Origin of the sequence: Parvularcula mediterranea (assembly GCF_013085255.1) — a bacterium.
Lineage (GTDB): Bacteria > Pseudomonadota > Alphaproteobacteria > Caulobacterales > Parvularculaceae > Parvularcula > Parvularcula mediterranea.
On record NZ_JABFCX010000002.1, the window covers coordinates 1,455,397 to 1,468,822 of the forward strand.

The window sequence follows — 13,426 nt, forward strand, 5'->3', positions numbered from 1 at the left end:
TGAGGGAGAGGTGGGGCGCCTCGCTTAGGCCTTCCGCACTTCCGAGTGGCTTTTCATGACGCGCTGGCCGTCGTCCTGCTTGATCATGTAGGCGGGGCAGTCGCTTGAGGCGTCGCGGGTGACGTCGTTGCCGTCGATCTGGCGGGTGGTCTTTTCGGTGAAGCTTTCCTGCACCTCGCCGGTCGCGGTGCCCTGGCCCCAGTCCCATTTGACTTCGGTGCCTTTGTTGTACGCCTTGCTCATAGCGTTTCTCCTTCAATGATTTGGATGCGAGGCGAACGCCACAGGCAGAGCAGGCGTGCCATCACAACGGCGCGTGGGACCAATTGGAGCAGGGGCATTCTACCGCGCCAGGAGGCTGCGGGGATAACGCGATGTCATTTGCCTTGCGGAGAAGGGGGCTCGCAGTTTCCACAGCGATGGCGTAGGGGCCGCCTTCGCTTTCCTTGCGCCGCTCTTTGACAGCAGGCGCTCCGCACCGACTTTCCGGACTATTCGCATGACCGATCAATCACATGGCGGCCTTCCGCCTGCACTGGCCTCTGCCCTGGATGCCAAGGGCTACGACACGCTGACCGAGGTTCAGGAGGCCATGCTGGCCCCTGAGCTTCTGGGGCAGGATCTTTTGGTCTCGGCCCAGACGGGGTCGGGGAAGACGGTGGGCTTTGGCATTGCGATCAGCAGCGACCTGCTCGCTGGCGAGGATACGCTGCCACGGGCCGGGGTTCCTCTGGCGCTGGTGGTGGCGCCGACGCGGGAGCTGGCGGTGCAGGTGGCGAAGGAGTTCCGCTGGCTGTTCGGAGAGGCTGGGGCACGGGTTGCGACCTGTATCGGCGGGATGGACATTCGGTCGGAGCGGCAGGCGCTTGATCGCGGGGCGCATGTGGTTGTTGGGACGCCGGGGCGGCTGGTCGATCATATTTCGCGCGGCGCGTTTGATACGTCTGAATTGAGGGCTGTTGTCCTCGATGAGGCGGATGAGATGCTGAACATGGGCTTCCGCGAGGAGCTTGAGAGCATTCTCGATTCCTGCCCCGAAGAGCGCCGGACGCTGATGTTCTCGGCGACGGTGAGCCCGGGGATCTCGAAGCTGGCCCAGCGTTACCAGCGCGATGCGGTTCGGGTGACGGCGACTGGTGAGAGCCGTCAGCACTCTGATATTACCTACCGTGCGCTGATCACTGCCGGGCATGATACCGAGCGGGCGATCATCAATACGCTGCGCTTCTACGAGGCGAAGAACGCTATCGTTTTCTGCGCGACCCGTGCTGCGGTGGCGCGGCTGACGAGCAGGCTGGCGAACCGCGGATTGTCCGTGGTCTCCATGTCCGGCGAGCTGAGCCAGGCGGAGCGAACCAATGCCTTGCAAGCCATGCGCGATGGGCGGGCCAGGGTCTGCGTCGCGACGGATGTGGCTGCGCGGGGCATTGATCTGCCGGGCCTTGAGCTCGTGATCCATGCGGACCTGCCGAAGAACCGTGAGGGGCTTCTTCACCGCTCAGGGCGAACAGGACGTGCAGGGAGCAAGGGGACGTCGGTCCTGATTGTACCGCCTCGTGCACGGAGGAGGATCGAATTCCTGTTCCGTGACGCGAAGGTCGAGGCAGAGTGGGGGAGCCCTCCGTCTGCTGATGAGGTGCTGGCGAAGGATAATGAGCGGCTTCTTGGGCACTGGGCCTTCGGTGACGATATTGAGGTTTCCGATATTGCCCGGGACATTGCCGCTCTCCATTCGCCGGAGAAGGTGGCTGAGGCCCTTGTGCGGATGTTCCGTAAGGATCATTCGGCGCCGGAGGAGCTTTCGGAGGTTCGTCCCGACCGGGAGCGGCCTGAGAAGCGGGAGCGTGCACCTCGCGATGAGTTCGAGGACTCGGTCTGGGTGACTTTGTCCGTAGGCCGATCGAACCGGGCGGAGCCGCGTTGGCTGCTGCCGATGCTTTGCAAGGCCGGGAAGCTCAAGAAAGAAGCGATTGGCGCGATCCGCATCCGCGAGGATGAGACGTATGTACAGCTTGATGCTGAGGGCGCTTCGGCGTTCCTCGAGCGCATGGCTGGCGGCGGTTCGCTGGAGAAGGGTGTCGAGGTGCAGCGGGCTGATGGCCCTCCGCCCCAAGAGGAGAAGAAACCCTTCCGTCCCAAGAAGAACTTCGACCGCAGGGACGACCGCGGGGACAAGAAGCCTTTCAAGAAACCCTTCAAGGCGAAGCGGCATGAGGGCGGCGAGGACAGGAAGCCTGAGCCCTGGTCACCTGACGCTGGCGAGGTGCCTGATACGTTCAAGCGCAAGCCGAAGGCCAAGGGGAAGCCGGGCGGAAAACCTGGCGGCAAGCCCGGCAACTGGAAGAAGAAACCTCAGCCTGCTGATGGCAAGGGACCGCGCAAGCGCAAGGACAAGAAGGGCTGAGCGACCGCCCAGCACCAAAGCCCGCCCGTGGGCGGCTTCAGATAGGGGCTGTTCGGGCGCGGCAGAGCCGTGCGCTCTAAGGTAGTAGTTGTGCGCTCGGCTCATGCCGCGCCCGACGACGCCTTCTCGAAGAGGCCATCTCCGGCGAGGGGACTTGAGGAACCTCGCCGGGTAAGCACTTCAAACTCTCCGTGCACCGCTCTTTTGTGGAGCCCTCGGGCCTCTTGCCGCCCGGGTGGACTCCGCTCCGGGGTGTGACCCCGGCCAGCGGATGCTGACGCCGCCTCGCCAGCGAAAAGGAACGACCGGTTCGGCCCAGTCCGGCGAGGACTTGAGCAGGATAGGGGATGGTTGGGGGTGGGGGGATAAGTCGACGCCTCTCAAGGCGTCGTCCCGGAAAGCCGGAGGCTTATCCGGGATCCATGACCTGACCGGCGCAAGAGATGTCTACGGATGGTCCATGGGTCCCGGATATTCGCTTCCGCGAATTCCGGGAGAGCGCTGGAGTGTGATGACGCGCGCTACTGCGCTGGTTGGAGGGTGGAGCCGATGGCTGGTTCCTCGAAGAGCTCCATGAGGCCCAGTGTACGGACGAGTTGGGGATCGATGCCCTGCTTCACGAGGAAGCCGTCGACCATGATGTCGAACGCGCCGTCGATGCCGCATTCGTTTGCGATGAAGCGCGCATCGGGGATCACGCGGTTCCTGAGATCGAGGACGAGACGCTCGACATCGCGCTTGGCCGACAGGACTGCGAGGGCGGTGAAGAGGTCGGGTTGGGAGTTGAGATCTTCGCGCAGGGTCCTCAGCCGACGGACCTCGCCCCGGTTCCGCTGGGCGAACTCGCGCTGCAGCTCATCGGACTTGTACACGAAATAGGCCCGGGTGCAGGGCTCAGGCGTCGTGGCACAGGCTGCGATGAGCGTAGCTGCCGCGGCAGCGAGGAGGAGTTGTCGCATTCTACGGACCTTCGATCATTCTTCTCTCGAGCATACACGCTCACGATGCCTTCCGCGAGGGGGAAGTCAGCAGCTCCGGTTACGGTCGTCGATCAGAAACGGTGGTCAATTCTCTTGAGCTGAGAAGTCGCTGCAAGTCCTGCGCTGCACCCCTTGCGAAGATTACCCAGACTGAGAGAGTACCGATTGGAGGTCCTCTCAATGGTGCGTATTTTCGTTCTACTTTCCCTTTTGATGGGAGTGTCGGCTTGCTCGATCACACCACGATCACTCACTGGGCGAAGCCTCACGCATTGGGAGTTTGTCGGAGAAAAGCCGCCTGCTGAAGGAACGGTAGATGATTGGGACGGGGTGGAGTGCACTGCGGACGATCGGCGGCTCGTGGACATCAGTGTCAACCGGCTCTTTCAAAGCGACCCCCTAGCAGCTCCGTCCCGGTCTGAGATCGACCTCGGTTTTGATGAAGTCTTGCCAGAAGCGATTGGCCTTTCTCAGATCTCCTACTGCAAGGTATCTGAGAAGCAGAGCCGGTTCCGATGGGATGACGGGATCTGGATGGGTCGCGTCCGCACGACGCGTTTCTATCGCGATCAATTCGATGTGGCAGCAACCTATCATCATCCGGGCACCAACATTTTCTTCCGGGACCCAAACGTTTTTTTGCTTGGAAGGCCAGCTAGCAACCGTGTTGTGATCGTTCTGCTAGGGACGGAGGGTGGAGCGAACCCTCTGGACAACCTAAAGAATATTAGAGCATCTTTGAAAGACGACTCCCCCGCAAGGATTCCAAAAGTCGAGGGGCGCCGCATCTATATTCCGAGCGGCCATGGCGGGTTTCGCAGCAGTGCGAGAAATTTGATCCAGCGTGGTGTGTTCAATCGGCGCGGACTATTGGCGGATGTCACATCAGTAGAAGAGCTCGAACGTCATTGTGCGGATGAGAACCGCTGGCGGGGCCGTTTCAATTCAAGCTACGGAACACTCTCGCTTGCAGACTTCATCTGCAAAAACAAAATCCGTCCCAATGGTAGCCGCGAACCTGTCCGGGTGGTGATCATCGGGCACAGCTTGGGCGCGGGGATCGCGCAGATGCTCGCGGGTGGAATTCATGGACTCCATTGGGAGCAGGGAGAGGATGACGCCTGGTCGGTCGTTTCTGGTGACAGCCCTGAAGGGTCACCCAGTCAGCGTTGGCCTTTCGACCTTGAGCGGCTTTACCTCATTGCCCCGCCGCTTGCTCTCTACACTCGGGAGTTGGTCAAGAAGGGGTGTTTTCCGCTTGCGGAACTGCAGGAAAGCCAGCCTAGTCGATTCGCTGGTTTCACCGACCCTATCAAGACGTACGACCGGCTTGGGGTGACCGCGCAGACCTCGATAGTATTTCGAAACGGCGATATGGTGCCGAGCCTCTGGAGCCCGCTGAAGGGCAATTGCGTCGTTGGGCAGCATTTCGCTTCGATCGCTTACTTTATTCAGCGTGACGGTGAGGTGCGTGTCGAAGATCTCCGTGATCAACTTGAAGCGAACGTCCCGACTCTCGAGCAGTACCTTCTGCTTTCAGAGCCCCATACGCCGAACAATCATCGCATCCCGATGCTCGAGTGGGCCAAGGAGCTGCTGGAGGACTGAAGCCCAGTCCATCGCGGGCATGAAAAAAGCCGCGACGGTTGCCCGGCGCGGCTTCGGTATTCTCGCTAAGCTACGGGAGCTTAGAGGACCTTGAGGTCCACGGCGCTGGTCTTGCCGCGACGGTCGTCCGTGAAGAGCTCGTAGGAGACCTTCTGGTCTTCCTGGAGGCCTTGCAGGCCCGAACGCTCAACTGCGGAGATGTGCACGAAAATGTCCGCGCCGCCGTCTTCAGGCTGGATGAAGCCGTAGCCTTTTTGGTCGTTGAACCATTTTACTTTACCGGTTGCCATGTTGGCTCCTTCGTCGTCATAAATGCCCCGGAGGGCTAGAAGCATACCGGGGTATTAAGTCGAAGAGCCGTCGGTCCGACGGTAGTCCAAGTCCAAGACCGACCGTATGCAGCCCCAGACGTGGGGCTGTGCGAGGTCTCGGTCAAGGACGAACTTCAGATGGTTTAGAGAACTTCCCAATTCAGCCCGTGCGACGGACTTCGAGGCCTTGCTCCTGGACCTTCCGGTAGAGGGTCGAACGGCCGATGCCGAGGCGGCGGGCCACTTCGGACATCTGCCCGCGATACATCTCGATAGCGGCCGCGATGAGGTCGCGCTCGATCTCCTGGAGCTGGCGCAGATGGCCTTCCTTGTCGAAGACCGCGATGCCGTCGGAGGAGCCGCCTTCTTCCTGGGGCTCGCCGCGGTCATCGAGCGGGGGCGGGCCGGAGGAGACGCCTGCCTGCTCGAACGCGAGGGCGAGGGTGGGGAAGTCGCCGGCCGTGAGCCAATCGCCCTCAGCGAGGACGACGGCGCGGTAGATCGTGTTCTCGAGCTGGCGGACGTTGCCGGGCCAGTCCTGCGCCTTGAGGACGCCGAGGACCTCGTGCTGCACACCGCGGATGTCGCGGCCTTCCTCGGCATTGTAGCGCGCGATGAAGTGGTTGATCAGCGCGGCGATGTCTTCGCGGCGCTCTCGCAGCGGCGGGACTTCGACGGGGAAGACGTTGAGGCGGTAGAAGAGGTCCTCACGGAAGGTGCCTTCCTTCACGGCCTCGGAGAGGTCGCGGTTGGTCGCCGAGACGAGGCGGACGTCGACCTTCACCGGCTGCTTCGAGCCGACGGGATCGACCTCGCCTTCCTGGAGCGCGCGGAGGAGTTTGACCTGCGTTTCCAGCGGAAGCTCGCCGACCTCGTCGAGGAAGAGGGTGCCGCCATTGGCCTCCTGGAACTTGCCGACATGCTTGCCGGTGGCGCCGGTGAAGGCGCCTTTCTCGTGGCCGAAGAGGATCGACTCGACGAGGTTCTCAGGGATCGCGCCGCAGTTGACGGTGACGAAGGGCGCGCCTGAACGCTCCGAGCTGCCCTGGATGGCGCGGGCAATCATCTCCTTACCGACGCCGCTCTCACCGGTGACGAGAATCGGGATCGTGGAGGAGGCTGCGCGCTCGGCCATTTTGAGGGTCGCGCGGAAGGCGGGGCTCTCGCCGACGACGTCCGTGAAGGTCATTGCGCCATCATCCTTGCGCTTGCGGCGCGAAACCTCCGAGCGGAGATTCTGGACGTTGAGGGCGTTGGCGATGCCGACGGTGATGCGCTCGGGCGAGGCGGGCTTCACGAAGAAGTCGATGGCGCCAGCCTTCATGGACTGGACCACGGTGTCGATGCCGGCCTTGGCGGTCAGCATGATGACGGGGAGGTCGGGCCTGATCGAGGGGAGCTGGCGGAGGACTTCCATGCCGTCGACTTCGGGCATGGAGAGGTCGAGGAGCATGATGTCGATCGACTTGTCCGCGCGGACCATGTCGAGGCCCTGCTGGCCGCCTTCAGCCTGCTTCACGAAGTAGCCTGCCTTCTCGCAGACGGCCTGGACGAGACGGCGGAGCGTCGGATCATCGTCCACGATAAGAACTGTTTTCGCCATCGACCCCTCGTCACGCGCAGCGGTTATTCGAAGGGGGAGGGATAGCGTTATGTTGTAAAGATCCGCTGAACCGGTGTTCCATGATTGGACAGGAATGCAGAGCCAACTGCGCTCGCTGCTTTCTTCCTCGCCCCGGCGGTTGCTAGGCCCAGATGGTTCGCGTCAACGAAAGGTCTGGGGCCCAATGAAGCTTGCTGGTGTGCGTACCGCCGGAGAACGACGCTCTCCCCTGACCCCGGAAACGATCAAGAAACTCAAAGCCCTTGGTTATGAAGTGGCGGTCGAGACCGGGCTCGGGAAAGACGCTGGGATCCTCGATTCGGCCTATGAAGAGGCGGGCGCGAGCGTGTCTGGCGAGCCTGCGAACGGGGCCGATGTGGTTCTTGCTGCGGGGCCTCTTGAAGGCGAGGAGCTGGGCAAGCTGGCCCGCGGCACGCGGCTCGTGGGGATGCTTGATCCATACGACGCGCCTGAGCGGCTGGCGGCTTATGCGAACGCTGGCGTCGATGCTTTTTCGATGGAGCTCGTGCCCCGGATCACCCGGGCACAGGCGATGGATGTGCTCTCGAGCCAGGCGAACCTTGCTGGCTACAAGGCCGTGATTGATGCGTCTGCGCACTATTCACGAGCCTTCCCGATGATGATGACAGCGGCGGGCACTGTTCCGCCTGCGAAGGTTTTCGTGATGGGCGCGGGCGTTGCGGGTCTGCAGGCCATTGCGACGGCCAAGCGCTTGGGCGCCGTGGTGTCCGCGACCGATGTGCGGGCCGCGGCTGGCGAGCAGGTGAAGTCCTTGGGCGGCTCTTTCGTCTTCGTGAAGGAAGCGATGGAAGAGGGCGAGGGCACCGGCGGCTATGCCAAGGAGCTGACCGCTGAGCAGCAGAAGGCGCAAGCCGAGCTCGTCGCCGAGCATATCAAGAAGATGGACGTGGTGATCACCACGGCGCTGATCCCCGGCCGCCCCGCGCCGAAGCTGGTGAGTGCGGAGATGCTGGGCTCGATGAAGCCGGGTTCAGTGGTGGTCGACCTCGCAGCACCGCGCGGCGGCAACGTCGATGGCGAGGCGGACGGCGTGACGGTCCTCCGCCCCAAGAGCATTCTCGACGGGCTGGCGGGAGAGGCGTCGAACCTTCTCGCGAAGAACTTCCTCAGCTTCGTGACGCTGATCACGGACAAGGAGGCGGGCCAGGTGAAGGTCGACCCCGAGGACGAGATCATCAAGGGCATCCAACTCACGCGCGATGGTGATGTCGTGCACGAACGCTTCCTCAAAGCGTGACAGATTTGCGGAGTACCCCATGAAACAAGAAACGCACACGGAACAGACGGCTGAAGAACTTGAGGCTACCGTTGAGGAGCTTCGGGCGGCTTCGGAGCAGTTGGCTTCGGCTTCTGAGGAGGCTGATGCTGCTGCGGCGAAGGCGGATAGTTTGCTTTCGGCGCTTGATGCCATGGCCCATGCCGGGGGCGCGAGCGGGATCGTTTATCTCGCGGCGATTTTCGCGCTGGCCTGCTTTGTCGGCTATTACGTCGTCTGGTCGGTGACGCCTGCGCTTCACACGCCGCTGATGTCCGTGACCAATGCCGTGAGCTCCGTCGTCATTGTCGGTGCACTGATCGCCGTTGGCGCTGATGTGGCGCAATCGCCCGCGGGCGGATGGAGCCGATGGCTCGGCGTGATCGCCGTGGCCCTCGCCAGCGTCAACATATTCGGCGGCTTCATGGTCACCAACCGCATGCTCGCCATGTACAAGAAGAAGGAGGGATGACGCTGCCGTGGTCAGCGCCTTCGCTTTTCATACTGTGAAGACGATCATCTTCGAACTGGGCGCTGCCGCCAAACTTGCCGACCATGTCGGTGAGCTTCTTGGCGAGCGCGTCATGATCGTCACGGACCCCGGGCTGATGAAGCTCGGGCTGCCGGGGGCTGCCATGCGCAGCCTGCAAGATGCAGGCGCGGAGCTGACCATCTTTCACGAAGTCGAAGAGGACCCTTCGCTCTCCACACTGATGAAAGCGGTGGAGAAAGCGAAGGCCGATGAGGTGACGGGTGTCCTCGGCTTCGGTGGCGGGTCGTCCATGGATATTGCCAAGCTGGTGGCTTTGCTTGCGGGGTCTGGCGAAGATCTCGATGAGGCCTGGGGCGTCGGCAATGCCAAGGGGCCAAGACTGCCTCTTGCGATGGTGCCGACGACGGCTGGCACAGGCTCGGAAGTGACGCCCGTGTCGATCATCACCGTGGGCGAGGACGAGAAGCGCGGCGTGAGCTCGCCGCTCTTGATCCCTGATGCGGCGATCCTCGATCCTGAGCTGACCCTCGGGCTTCCTCCGCATACGACGGCGGCGACCGGCATTGATGCGATGGTCCACGCGATCGAGGCCTATGCCTCGGCGAGCCCGAACAACAATCAGATGTCCAAGGCCATGGCCTTGGAGGCGCTGCAGCTTCTGGGCGAGAACATCCACGCGGCGGTCAGGAAGCCCGGCGATGTGAAGGCGCGGGGCGGGATGATGCTCGGCGCAATGCTGGCGGGGCAGGCGTTCGCCAACTCGCCTGTCGCGGCGGTCCATGCGCTGGCCTATCCGATCGGCGGGCGGTTCCATGTGAGCCACGGCCTGTCGAACAGCCTCGTCCTGCCGCATGTCCTGCGGTTCAATGCGGCGAATGACGATGCGCGGAAGATGTATGCGGAGCTTGCGCCCCATGCTTTCGCAGACCTGGCCTCGGCGGACGGGACGCAGGCGAAGTGCAGCGCGTTCATTGAGCGGCTGGCGAAGCTCGCGGCGGATTTGGGGCTTGAGACCAAGCTGCGGGATGTCGGGATCGCGGAGGCGGACCTGCCGGGGCTGGCGTCCGATGCGATGAAGCAGACGCGGCTCCTCGTGAACAATCCGCGCGCGGTGAGCGAAGACGACGCGCTCCTGATCTACAGGCAGGCCTATTGATGGCGCGGCCTGAGCCCTCATCGCGCAGCGCCTACAAGGCGTTCGTGCCGCTGACCACGCGGTGGTCGGATAATGACGCCTACGGACACATGAATAATGTGGTCCATTACGCGCTCTTCGATACGGCGGTGAACCAGTATTTGATCGAGCAGGGTGCCCTCGACATTCGAGGCGGCGAGCAGATCGGCCTCGTGGTCGAGACCCGCTGCAGCTACTTCGCCGAGATGGCGTTCCCCGACCGCGTGACGGCTGGCCTGCGGGCGGACCGGGTGGGGAATAGCTCGGTGACCTATGGGATCGGGCTCTTCCGGGGCGACGCCGATGAGGCGGCTGCGGAAGGTCGGTTCACTCACGTTTATGTTGGCCGCGAGACCCGTCGGCCTGAGCCTCTTTCCAGGACCCTCCGCGAAACCGTGGAGGCGATTGCCGCGTGACCGTTCAACCCCTCTCCCCAAACCGCCCTGCGGTTTGGACCTCTCCCAAGGGAGAGGTTCGTGTCTCTCCCTCGGGAGAGACCGGCATCGTTGATGCCGAGAGAGGGGATGACCCCAGCCAGTTTTTCAGGAGTACCCCATGAGCACTGACCTGACTGCCATTCTCTATATCGTTGCCGGGATCATGTTCATCCTTGCGCTTCGCGGCTTGAGCTCTCCTGCGACGTCGCGGGCGGGGAACAGGAACGGGATCATCGGGATGGCGATTGCCGTCTTCGCGACGCTGTTCTCCGAGCGGTTCCTGTCGACGGCAGGGGTGGGGGCCTGGGGCCTCGTGATCCTCGCGATTGCGGCCGGCGCCATACCGGGGGCGATCATCGCGCGCAGGGTGGCGATGACGGCGATGCCTCAGCTGGTGGCTGCGTTCCACGCCATGGTCGGTCTCGCGGCGGTGCTGATCGCCTGGTCGGCGTTCCTTGCGCCCTCGGCCTACGGGATCGGGGAGTATGGAGAGATCGAGGCGCAGGCCATCATCGAGATGGCGATCGGCGTCTTTGTCGGCGCGGTGACGTTCTCGGGCTCGGTGATCGCGTTCGGCAAGCTCTCGGGGCGGATGTCGGGCAAGCCGATCCTCCTGCCTGCTCGGCACATCATCAACCTCGCGCTGGCGGGCGTGACGCTCCTTCTCATCGCGCTCCTCTGCACCGGGGTTCAGAACCCTGTGCTGTTCGGCATCCTGACGGGCATCGCGTTCGGCATGGGCATCCTCTTGATCATCCCGATCGGCGGGGGCGACATGCCGGTGGTGGTGTCGATGCTCAACTCCTACTCAGGCTGGGCCGCGGCAGGGATCGGCTTCACGCTGCAGAACATGGCGCTGATCATCACGGGCGCGCTGGTCGGCGCGTCGGGCGCGATCCTCTCCTACATCATGTGCAAGGGCATGAACCGGAGCTTCATCTCGGTGATCCTCGGCGGCTTTGGCGGTGAGGATGACGGGGCTGGCGCGGGCGCTGGCGGCGGCGAAGAGCGGCCGGTGAAGCAGGGCTCGGCCGAAGACGCGGCCTTCATCATGGGCAATGCGGGCAAGGTCATCATCGTGCCCGGCTACGGCATGGCGGTGGCGCAGGCGCAGCACGCCCTCCGCGAGATGTGCGACAAGCTGAAGGAAGAAGGCGTTGAGGTGAAGTATGCCATCCACCCGGTTGCTGGCCGGATGCCGGGGCATATGAACGTCCTCCTGGCGGAGGCGAACGTGCCCTATGACGAGGTCTTCGAGCTCGAGGACATCAACTCGGAGTTCTCTCAAGCCGACGTGGCCTTCGTCATCGGTGCGAACGACGTGACCAACCCTGCGGCGAAGACCGACAAGAGCTCGGCCATCTACGGCATGCCGATCCTCGACGTGGAAAACGCAGGCACGGTCCTCTTCGTGAAGCGCGGTATGTCCTCAGGCTATGCCGGGGTGCAGAACGAGCTCTTCTTCCGCGACAACACGATGATGCTCTTCGGCGACGCCAAGAAGATGTGCGAAGAGATCATCAAGGCAATGGATTAGGTTCCATCTTCGCGTTTTAGCGAGGTTCTTACCCATCGCGGGTTTGATAGGCGGCGCGTGCTGCGCTATGGGCGCGTCAATCTTTCCACCCCACCTGAGGGCCGACCGATGTCCATTGTCAAAAACGAAACCGATAAGATGCCCGATGAGGCGATCGAGAACCGCGCGAAGACCTATCAGGGCATGATGGACTTTGCCTATATCTGGGGCCTTCCACTGGCCACGGGTATCGTGATGCTGTTCACGCTGCTGCTTCTTGGCGTTGGCGTCTTCAACCCGCTGACGTGGGTGATCAGCTTCTTCACGTTCCTCGGTGTGATGGCCTTCTCCAAGGCTTTCTTCGTCCACTGACGATGTTAAGCCGTCTCGCCGCCGCTTCGATCTTGCTTCTCGCGGCGGCTTGCGGCCCCGCGGGTGAGCCTCCCGAAAGCAACATGTCGACTGAGGAGGCGCAGAGTCTCCTCCGTGTGGCGACGTTCAATGTCAGCCTCTATCGCGACGAGGGCGGAGCGCTTCTCTCCGATCTGCAAACCGATGAGAACCCGCAGCTTGAAGCCGTGCGCGCGATCATCGACCGGGTCGACCCCCAAATTCTTGTCCTCAATGAGTTCGACTACGAGCCATCGGGCGAGACGCTTGATCTGTTCGCTGAACAGCTCGGTCTGGGCTACGACTATCGCCTGAGCCTACCGTCGAATACGGGCGTGCCGAGTGGGGCGGATCTCGATGGCGACGGGCGCGCGGACCACCCGCAGGGGAGCCGCGAGTACGGCAACGACGCCTTCGGCTACGGTATCCATCCAGGCCAATACGCGATCGCGATCCTGTCGAAGTATCCGATTGACGAGGAAGCGGTCAGGACCTTCCGCACCTTGCGGTGGAAGGATGTACCTAATAACCTTCTGCCTACGGAATTCTACTCCGAGGAAGCGCAGGAGGTCTTCAGGCTCTCCTCCAAGACCCATGCCGATGTGCCCGTCGAGGTGGATGGCGAGACCATTCACATGATCCTCGCGCACCCGACGCCCCCGGGCTTTGACGGGCCAGAGGACAGAAACGGTCGCAGGAACCATGACGAGATCCGCCTGCTGACGGAGTATGTCGGCGGCGCGGGCTGGATTGTTGATGATGAAGGCGGCGTTGGCGGGCTGAGCGAAGATGCGAAGTTCTTCATTGCGGGTGACCTCAACTCCGACCCTGCCGATGGGGACCAGCTCGAAGGTACTGAGCAGAAGGCCATCTCCGCGCTGATCGCGCACCCGCGGGTGCAGGATGCGCTACCGGCTAGCTCTGGCGGGACGGCGGCTTCTGCTAATCAGGGCGGCGCGAATGAAGGCCAGTCGGGCGATCCTGCCTATGACACGTCGGACTTCTCTGATCGCCGGGTCGGCAACCTGCGCGTCGACTATGTCCTGCCGTCCTCGAACCTCGAGGTCGTGGGAAGCGGTGTCTTCTGGCCAGCGCCGGATGAGCCCGGCTTCGAGCTTGTCGGCCCCGGCTATCCGCCCGTGTCCTCGGACCACCGCCTCGTTTGGGTGGACGTGGCCCTCTAGGGAACTCTTTCAGGGCGAAGAGGTGTTCG

At 62.8% G+C, this 13,426-nt stretch carries 13 protein-coding genes; 9 read left to right on the forward strand and 4 right to left on the reverse strand.

What is annotated here, in order from left to right; genetic code table 11:
* Positions 1–24: 24 nt before the first annotated feature.
* Positions 25–243, reverse strand: coding sequence for a hypervirulence associated TUDOR domain-containing protein (locus HK107_RS07655; protein ID WP_173198224.1), 219 nt, complete (start codon positions 241–243; stop codon positions 25–27).
* A 256-nt stretch (positions 244–499) separates the two neighbouring features.
* Here HK107_RS07655 and HK107_RS07660 point away from each other — a divergent pair, with 256 nt between their 5' ends.
* Complete coding sequence (locus HK107_RS07660; protein ID WP_173198227.1) at positions 500–2,404, forward strand: DEAD/DEAH box helicase; 1,905 nt, start codon at positions 500–502, stop codon at positions 2,402–2,404.
* 521 nt (positions 2,405–2,925) lie between these two features.
* On the opposite strand, the gene HK107_RS07665 is transcribed toward HK107_RS07660, so the two are convergent.
* Positions 2,926–3,363: a hypothetical protein gene (locus HK107_RS07665; protein WP_173198229.1), complete on the reverse strand. Its 438-nt coding sequence runs from the start codon at positions 3,361–3,363 to the stop codon at positions 2,926–2,928.
* 201 nt (positions 3,364–3,564) lie between these two features.
* Between HK107_RS07665 and HK107_RS07670 the strand changes: the two genes are divergently transcribed.
* Positions 3,565–4,992 carry an alpha/beta hydrolase family protein gene (locus HK107_RS07670; RefSeq protein WP_173198231.1) on the forward strand — a complete coding sequence of 476 codons (1,428 nt, stop codon included), beginning with the start codon at positions 3,565–3,567 and terminating at the stop codon, positions 4,990–4,992.
* 80 nt (positions 4,993–5,072) lie between these two features.
* Here the strand turns inward: HK107_RS07670 and HK107_RS07675 are convergent, their stop codons facing one another.
* A complete protein-coding gene (locus HK107_RS07675; RefSeq protein WP_173198233.1) occupies positions 5,073–5,282 on the reverse strand; it encodes a cold-shock protein in 210 nt (69 codons plus the stop codon).
* A gap of 181 nt (positions 5,283–5,463) precedes the next feature.
* On the reverse strand, positions 5,464–6,906 hold the full coding sequence (locus HK107_RS07680) for a sigma-54-dependent transcriptional regulator (RefSeq protein WP_173198235.1): 1,443 nt from the start codon (positions 6,904–6,906) through the stop codon (positions 5,464–5,466).
* 184 nt (positions 6,907–7,090) lie between these two features.
* On the opposite strand from HK107_RS07680, the gene HK107_RS07685 reads away from it, so the two are divergent.
* From HK107_RS07685 to HK107_RS07715, 7 genes are all read left to right on the forward strand, one after another.
* Positions 7,091–8,185, forward strand: a complete 1,095-nt coding sequence (locus tag HK107_RS07685) for an NAD(P) transhydrogenase subunit alpha (protein WP_173198237.1) — start codon at positions 7,091–7,093, stop codon at positions 8,183–8,185.
* A gap of 19 nt (positions 8,186–8,204) precedes the next feature.
* Positions 8,205–8,675, forward strand: a complete 471-nt coding sequence (locus HK107_RS15680; RefSeq protein WP_173198239.1) for an NAD(P) transhydrogenase subunit alpha — start codon at positions 8,205–8,207, stop codon at positions 8,673–8,675.
* 7 nt (positions 8,676–8,682) lie between these two features.
* A complete protein-coding gene (locus tag HK107_RS07695) occupies positions 8,683–9,852 on the forward strand; it encodes an iron-containing alcohol dehydrogenase (RefSeq protein WP_173198241.1) in 1,170 nt (389 codons plus the stop codon).
* Positions 9,852–10,286 carry an acyl-CoA thioesterase gene (locus HK107_RS07700; protein WP_173198243.1) on the forward strand — a complete coding sequence of 145 codons (435 nt, stop codon included), beginning with the start codon at positions 9,852–9,854 and terminating at the stop codon, positions 10,284–10,286. The genes HK107_RS07695 and HK107_RS07700 overlap by 1 nt, the downstream gene beginning before the upstream one ends.
* A gap of 139 nt (positions 10,287–10,425) precedes the next feature.
* The gene (locus HK107_RS07705; RefSeq protein WP_173198245.1) at positions 10,426–11,844 is read left to right on the forward strand and encodes an NAD(P)(+) transhydrogenase (Re/Si-specific) subunit beta; all 1,419 of its coding nucleotides are present in this window, start codon (positions 10,426–10,428) and stop codon (positions 11,842–11,844) included.
* A gap of 108 nt (positions 11,845–11,952) precedes the next feature.
* On the forward strand, positions 11,953–12,195 hold the full coding sequence (locus HK107_RS07710) for a hypothetical protein (RefSeq protein ID WP_173198247.1): 243 nt from the start codon (positions 11,953–11,955) through the stop codon (positions 12,193–12,195).
* 83 nt (positions 12,196–12,278) lie between these two features.
* On the forward strand, positions 12,279–13,397 hold the full coding sequence (locus tag HK107_RS07715; RefSeq protein ID WP_198912330.1) for an endonuclease/exonuclease/phosphatase family protein: 1,119 nt from the start codon (positions 12,279–12,281) through the stop codon (positions 13,395–13,397).
* Positions 13,398–13,426 lie beyond the last annotated feature (29 nt).

Excerpts from the sequence above, each read along its gene's own strand:
- HK107_RS07715 (WP_198912330.1), top strand. The coding sequence starts at position 12,279 with ATGTCGACTGAGGAGGCGCAGAGTCTCCTCCGTGTGGCGACGTTCAAT.
- HK107_RS07700 (WP_173198243.1), top strand. The coding sequence starts at position 9,852 with ATGGCGCGGCCTGAGCCCTCATCGCGCAGCGCCTACAAGGCGTTCGTG.
- HK107_RS07680 (WP_173198235.1), bottom strand. The coding sequence starts at position 6,906 with ATGGCGAAAACAGTTCTTATCGTGGACGATGATCCGACGCTCCGCCGT.
- HK107_RS07665 (WP_173198229.1), bottom strand. The coding sequence starts at position 3,363 with ATGCGACAACTCCTCCTCGCTGCCGCGGCAGCTACGCTCATCGCAGCC.
- HK107_RS07685 (WP_173198237.1), top strand. The coding sequence starts at position 7,091 with ATGAAGCTTGCTGGTGTGCGTACCGCCGGAGAACGACGCTCTCCCCTG.
- HK107_RS07710 (WP_173198247.1), top strand. The coding sequence starts at position 11,953 with ATGTCCATTGTCAAAAACGAAACCGATAAGATGCCCGATGAGGCGATC.
- HK107_RS07705 (WP_173198245.1), top strand. The coding sequence starts at position 10,426 with ATGAGCACTGACCTGACTGCCATTCTCTATATCGTTGCCGGGATCATG.
- HK107_RS15680 (WP_173198239.1), top strand. The coding sequence starts at position 8,205 with ATGAAACAAGAAACGCACACGGAACAGACGGCTGAAGAACTTGAGGCT.
- HK107_RS07655 (WP_173198224.1), bottom strand. The coding sequence starts at position 243 with ATGAGCAAGGCGTACAACAAAGGCACCGAAGTCAAATGGGACTGGGGC.
- HK107_RS07660 (WP_173198227.1), top strand. The coding sequence starts at position 500 with ATGACCGATCAATCACATGGCGGCCTTCCGCCTGCACTGGCCTCTGCC.
- HK107_RS07675 (WP_173198233.1), bottom strand. The coding sequence starts at position 5,282 with ATGGCAACCGGTAAAGTAAAATGGTTCAACGACCAAAAAGGCTACGGC.
- HK107_RS07670 (WP_173198231.1), top strand. The coding sequence starts at position 3,565 with ATGGTGCGTATTTTCGTTCTACTTTCCCTTTTGATGGGAGTGTCGGCT.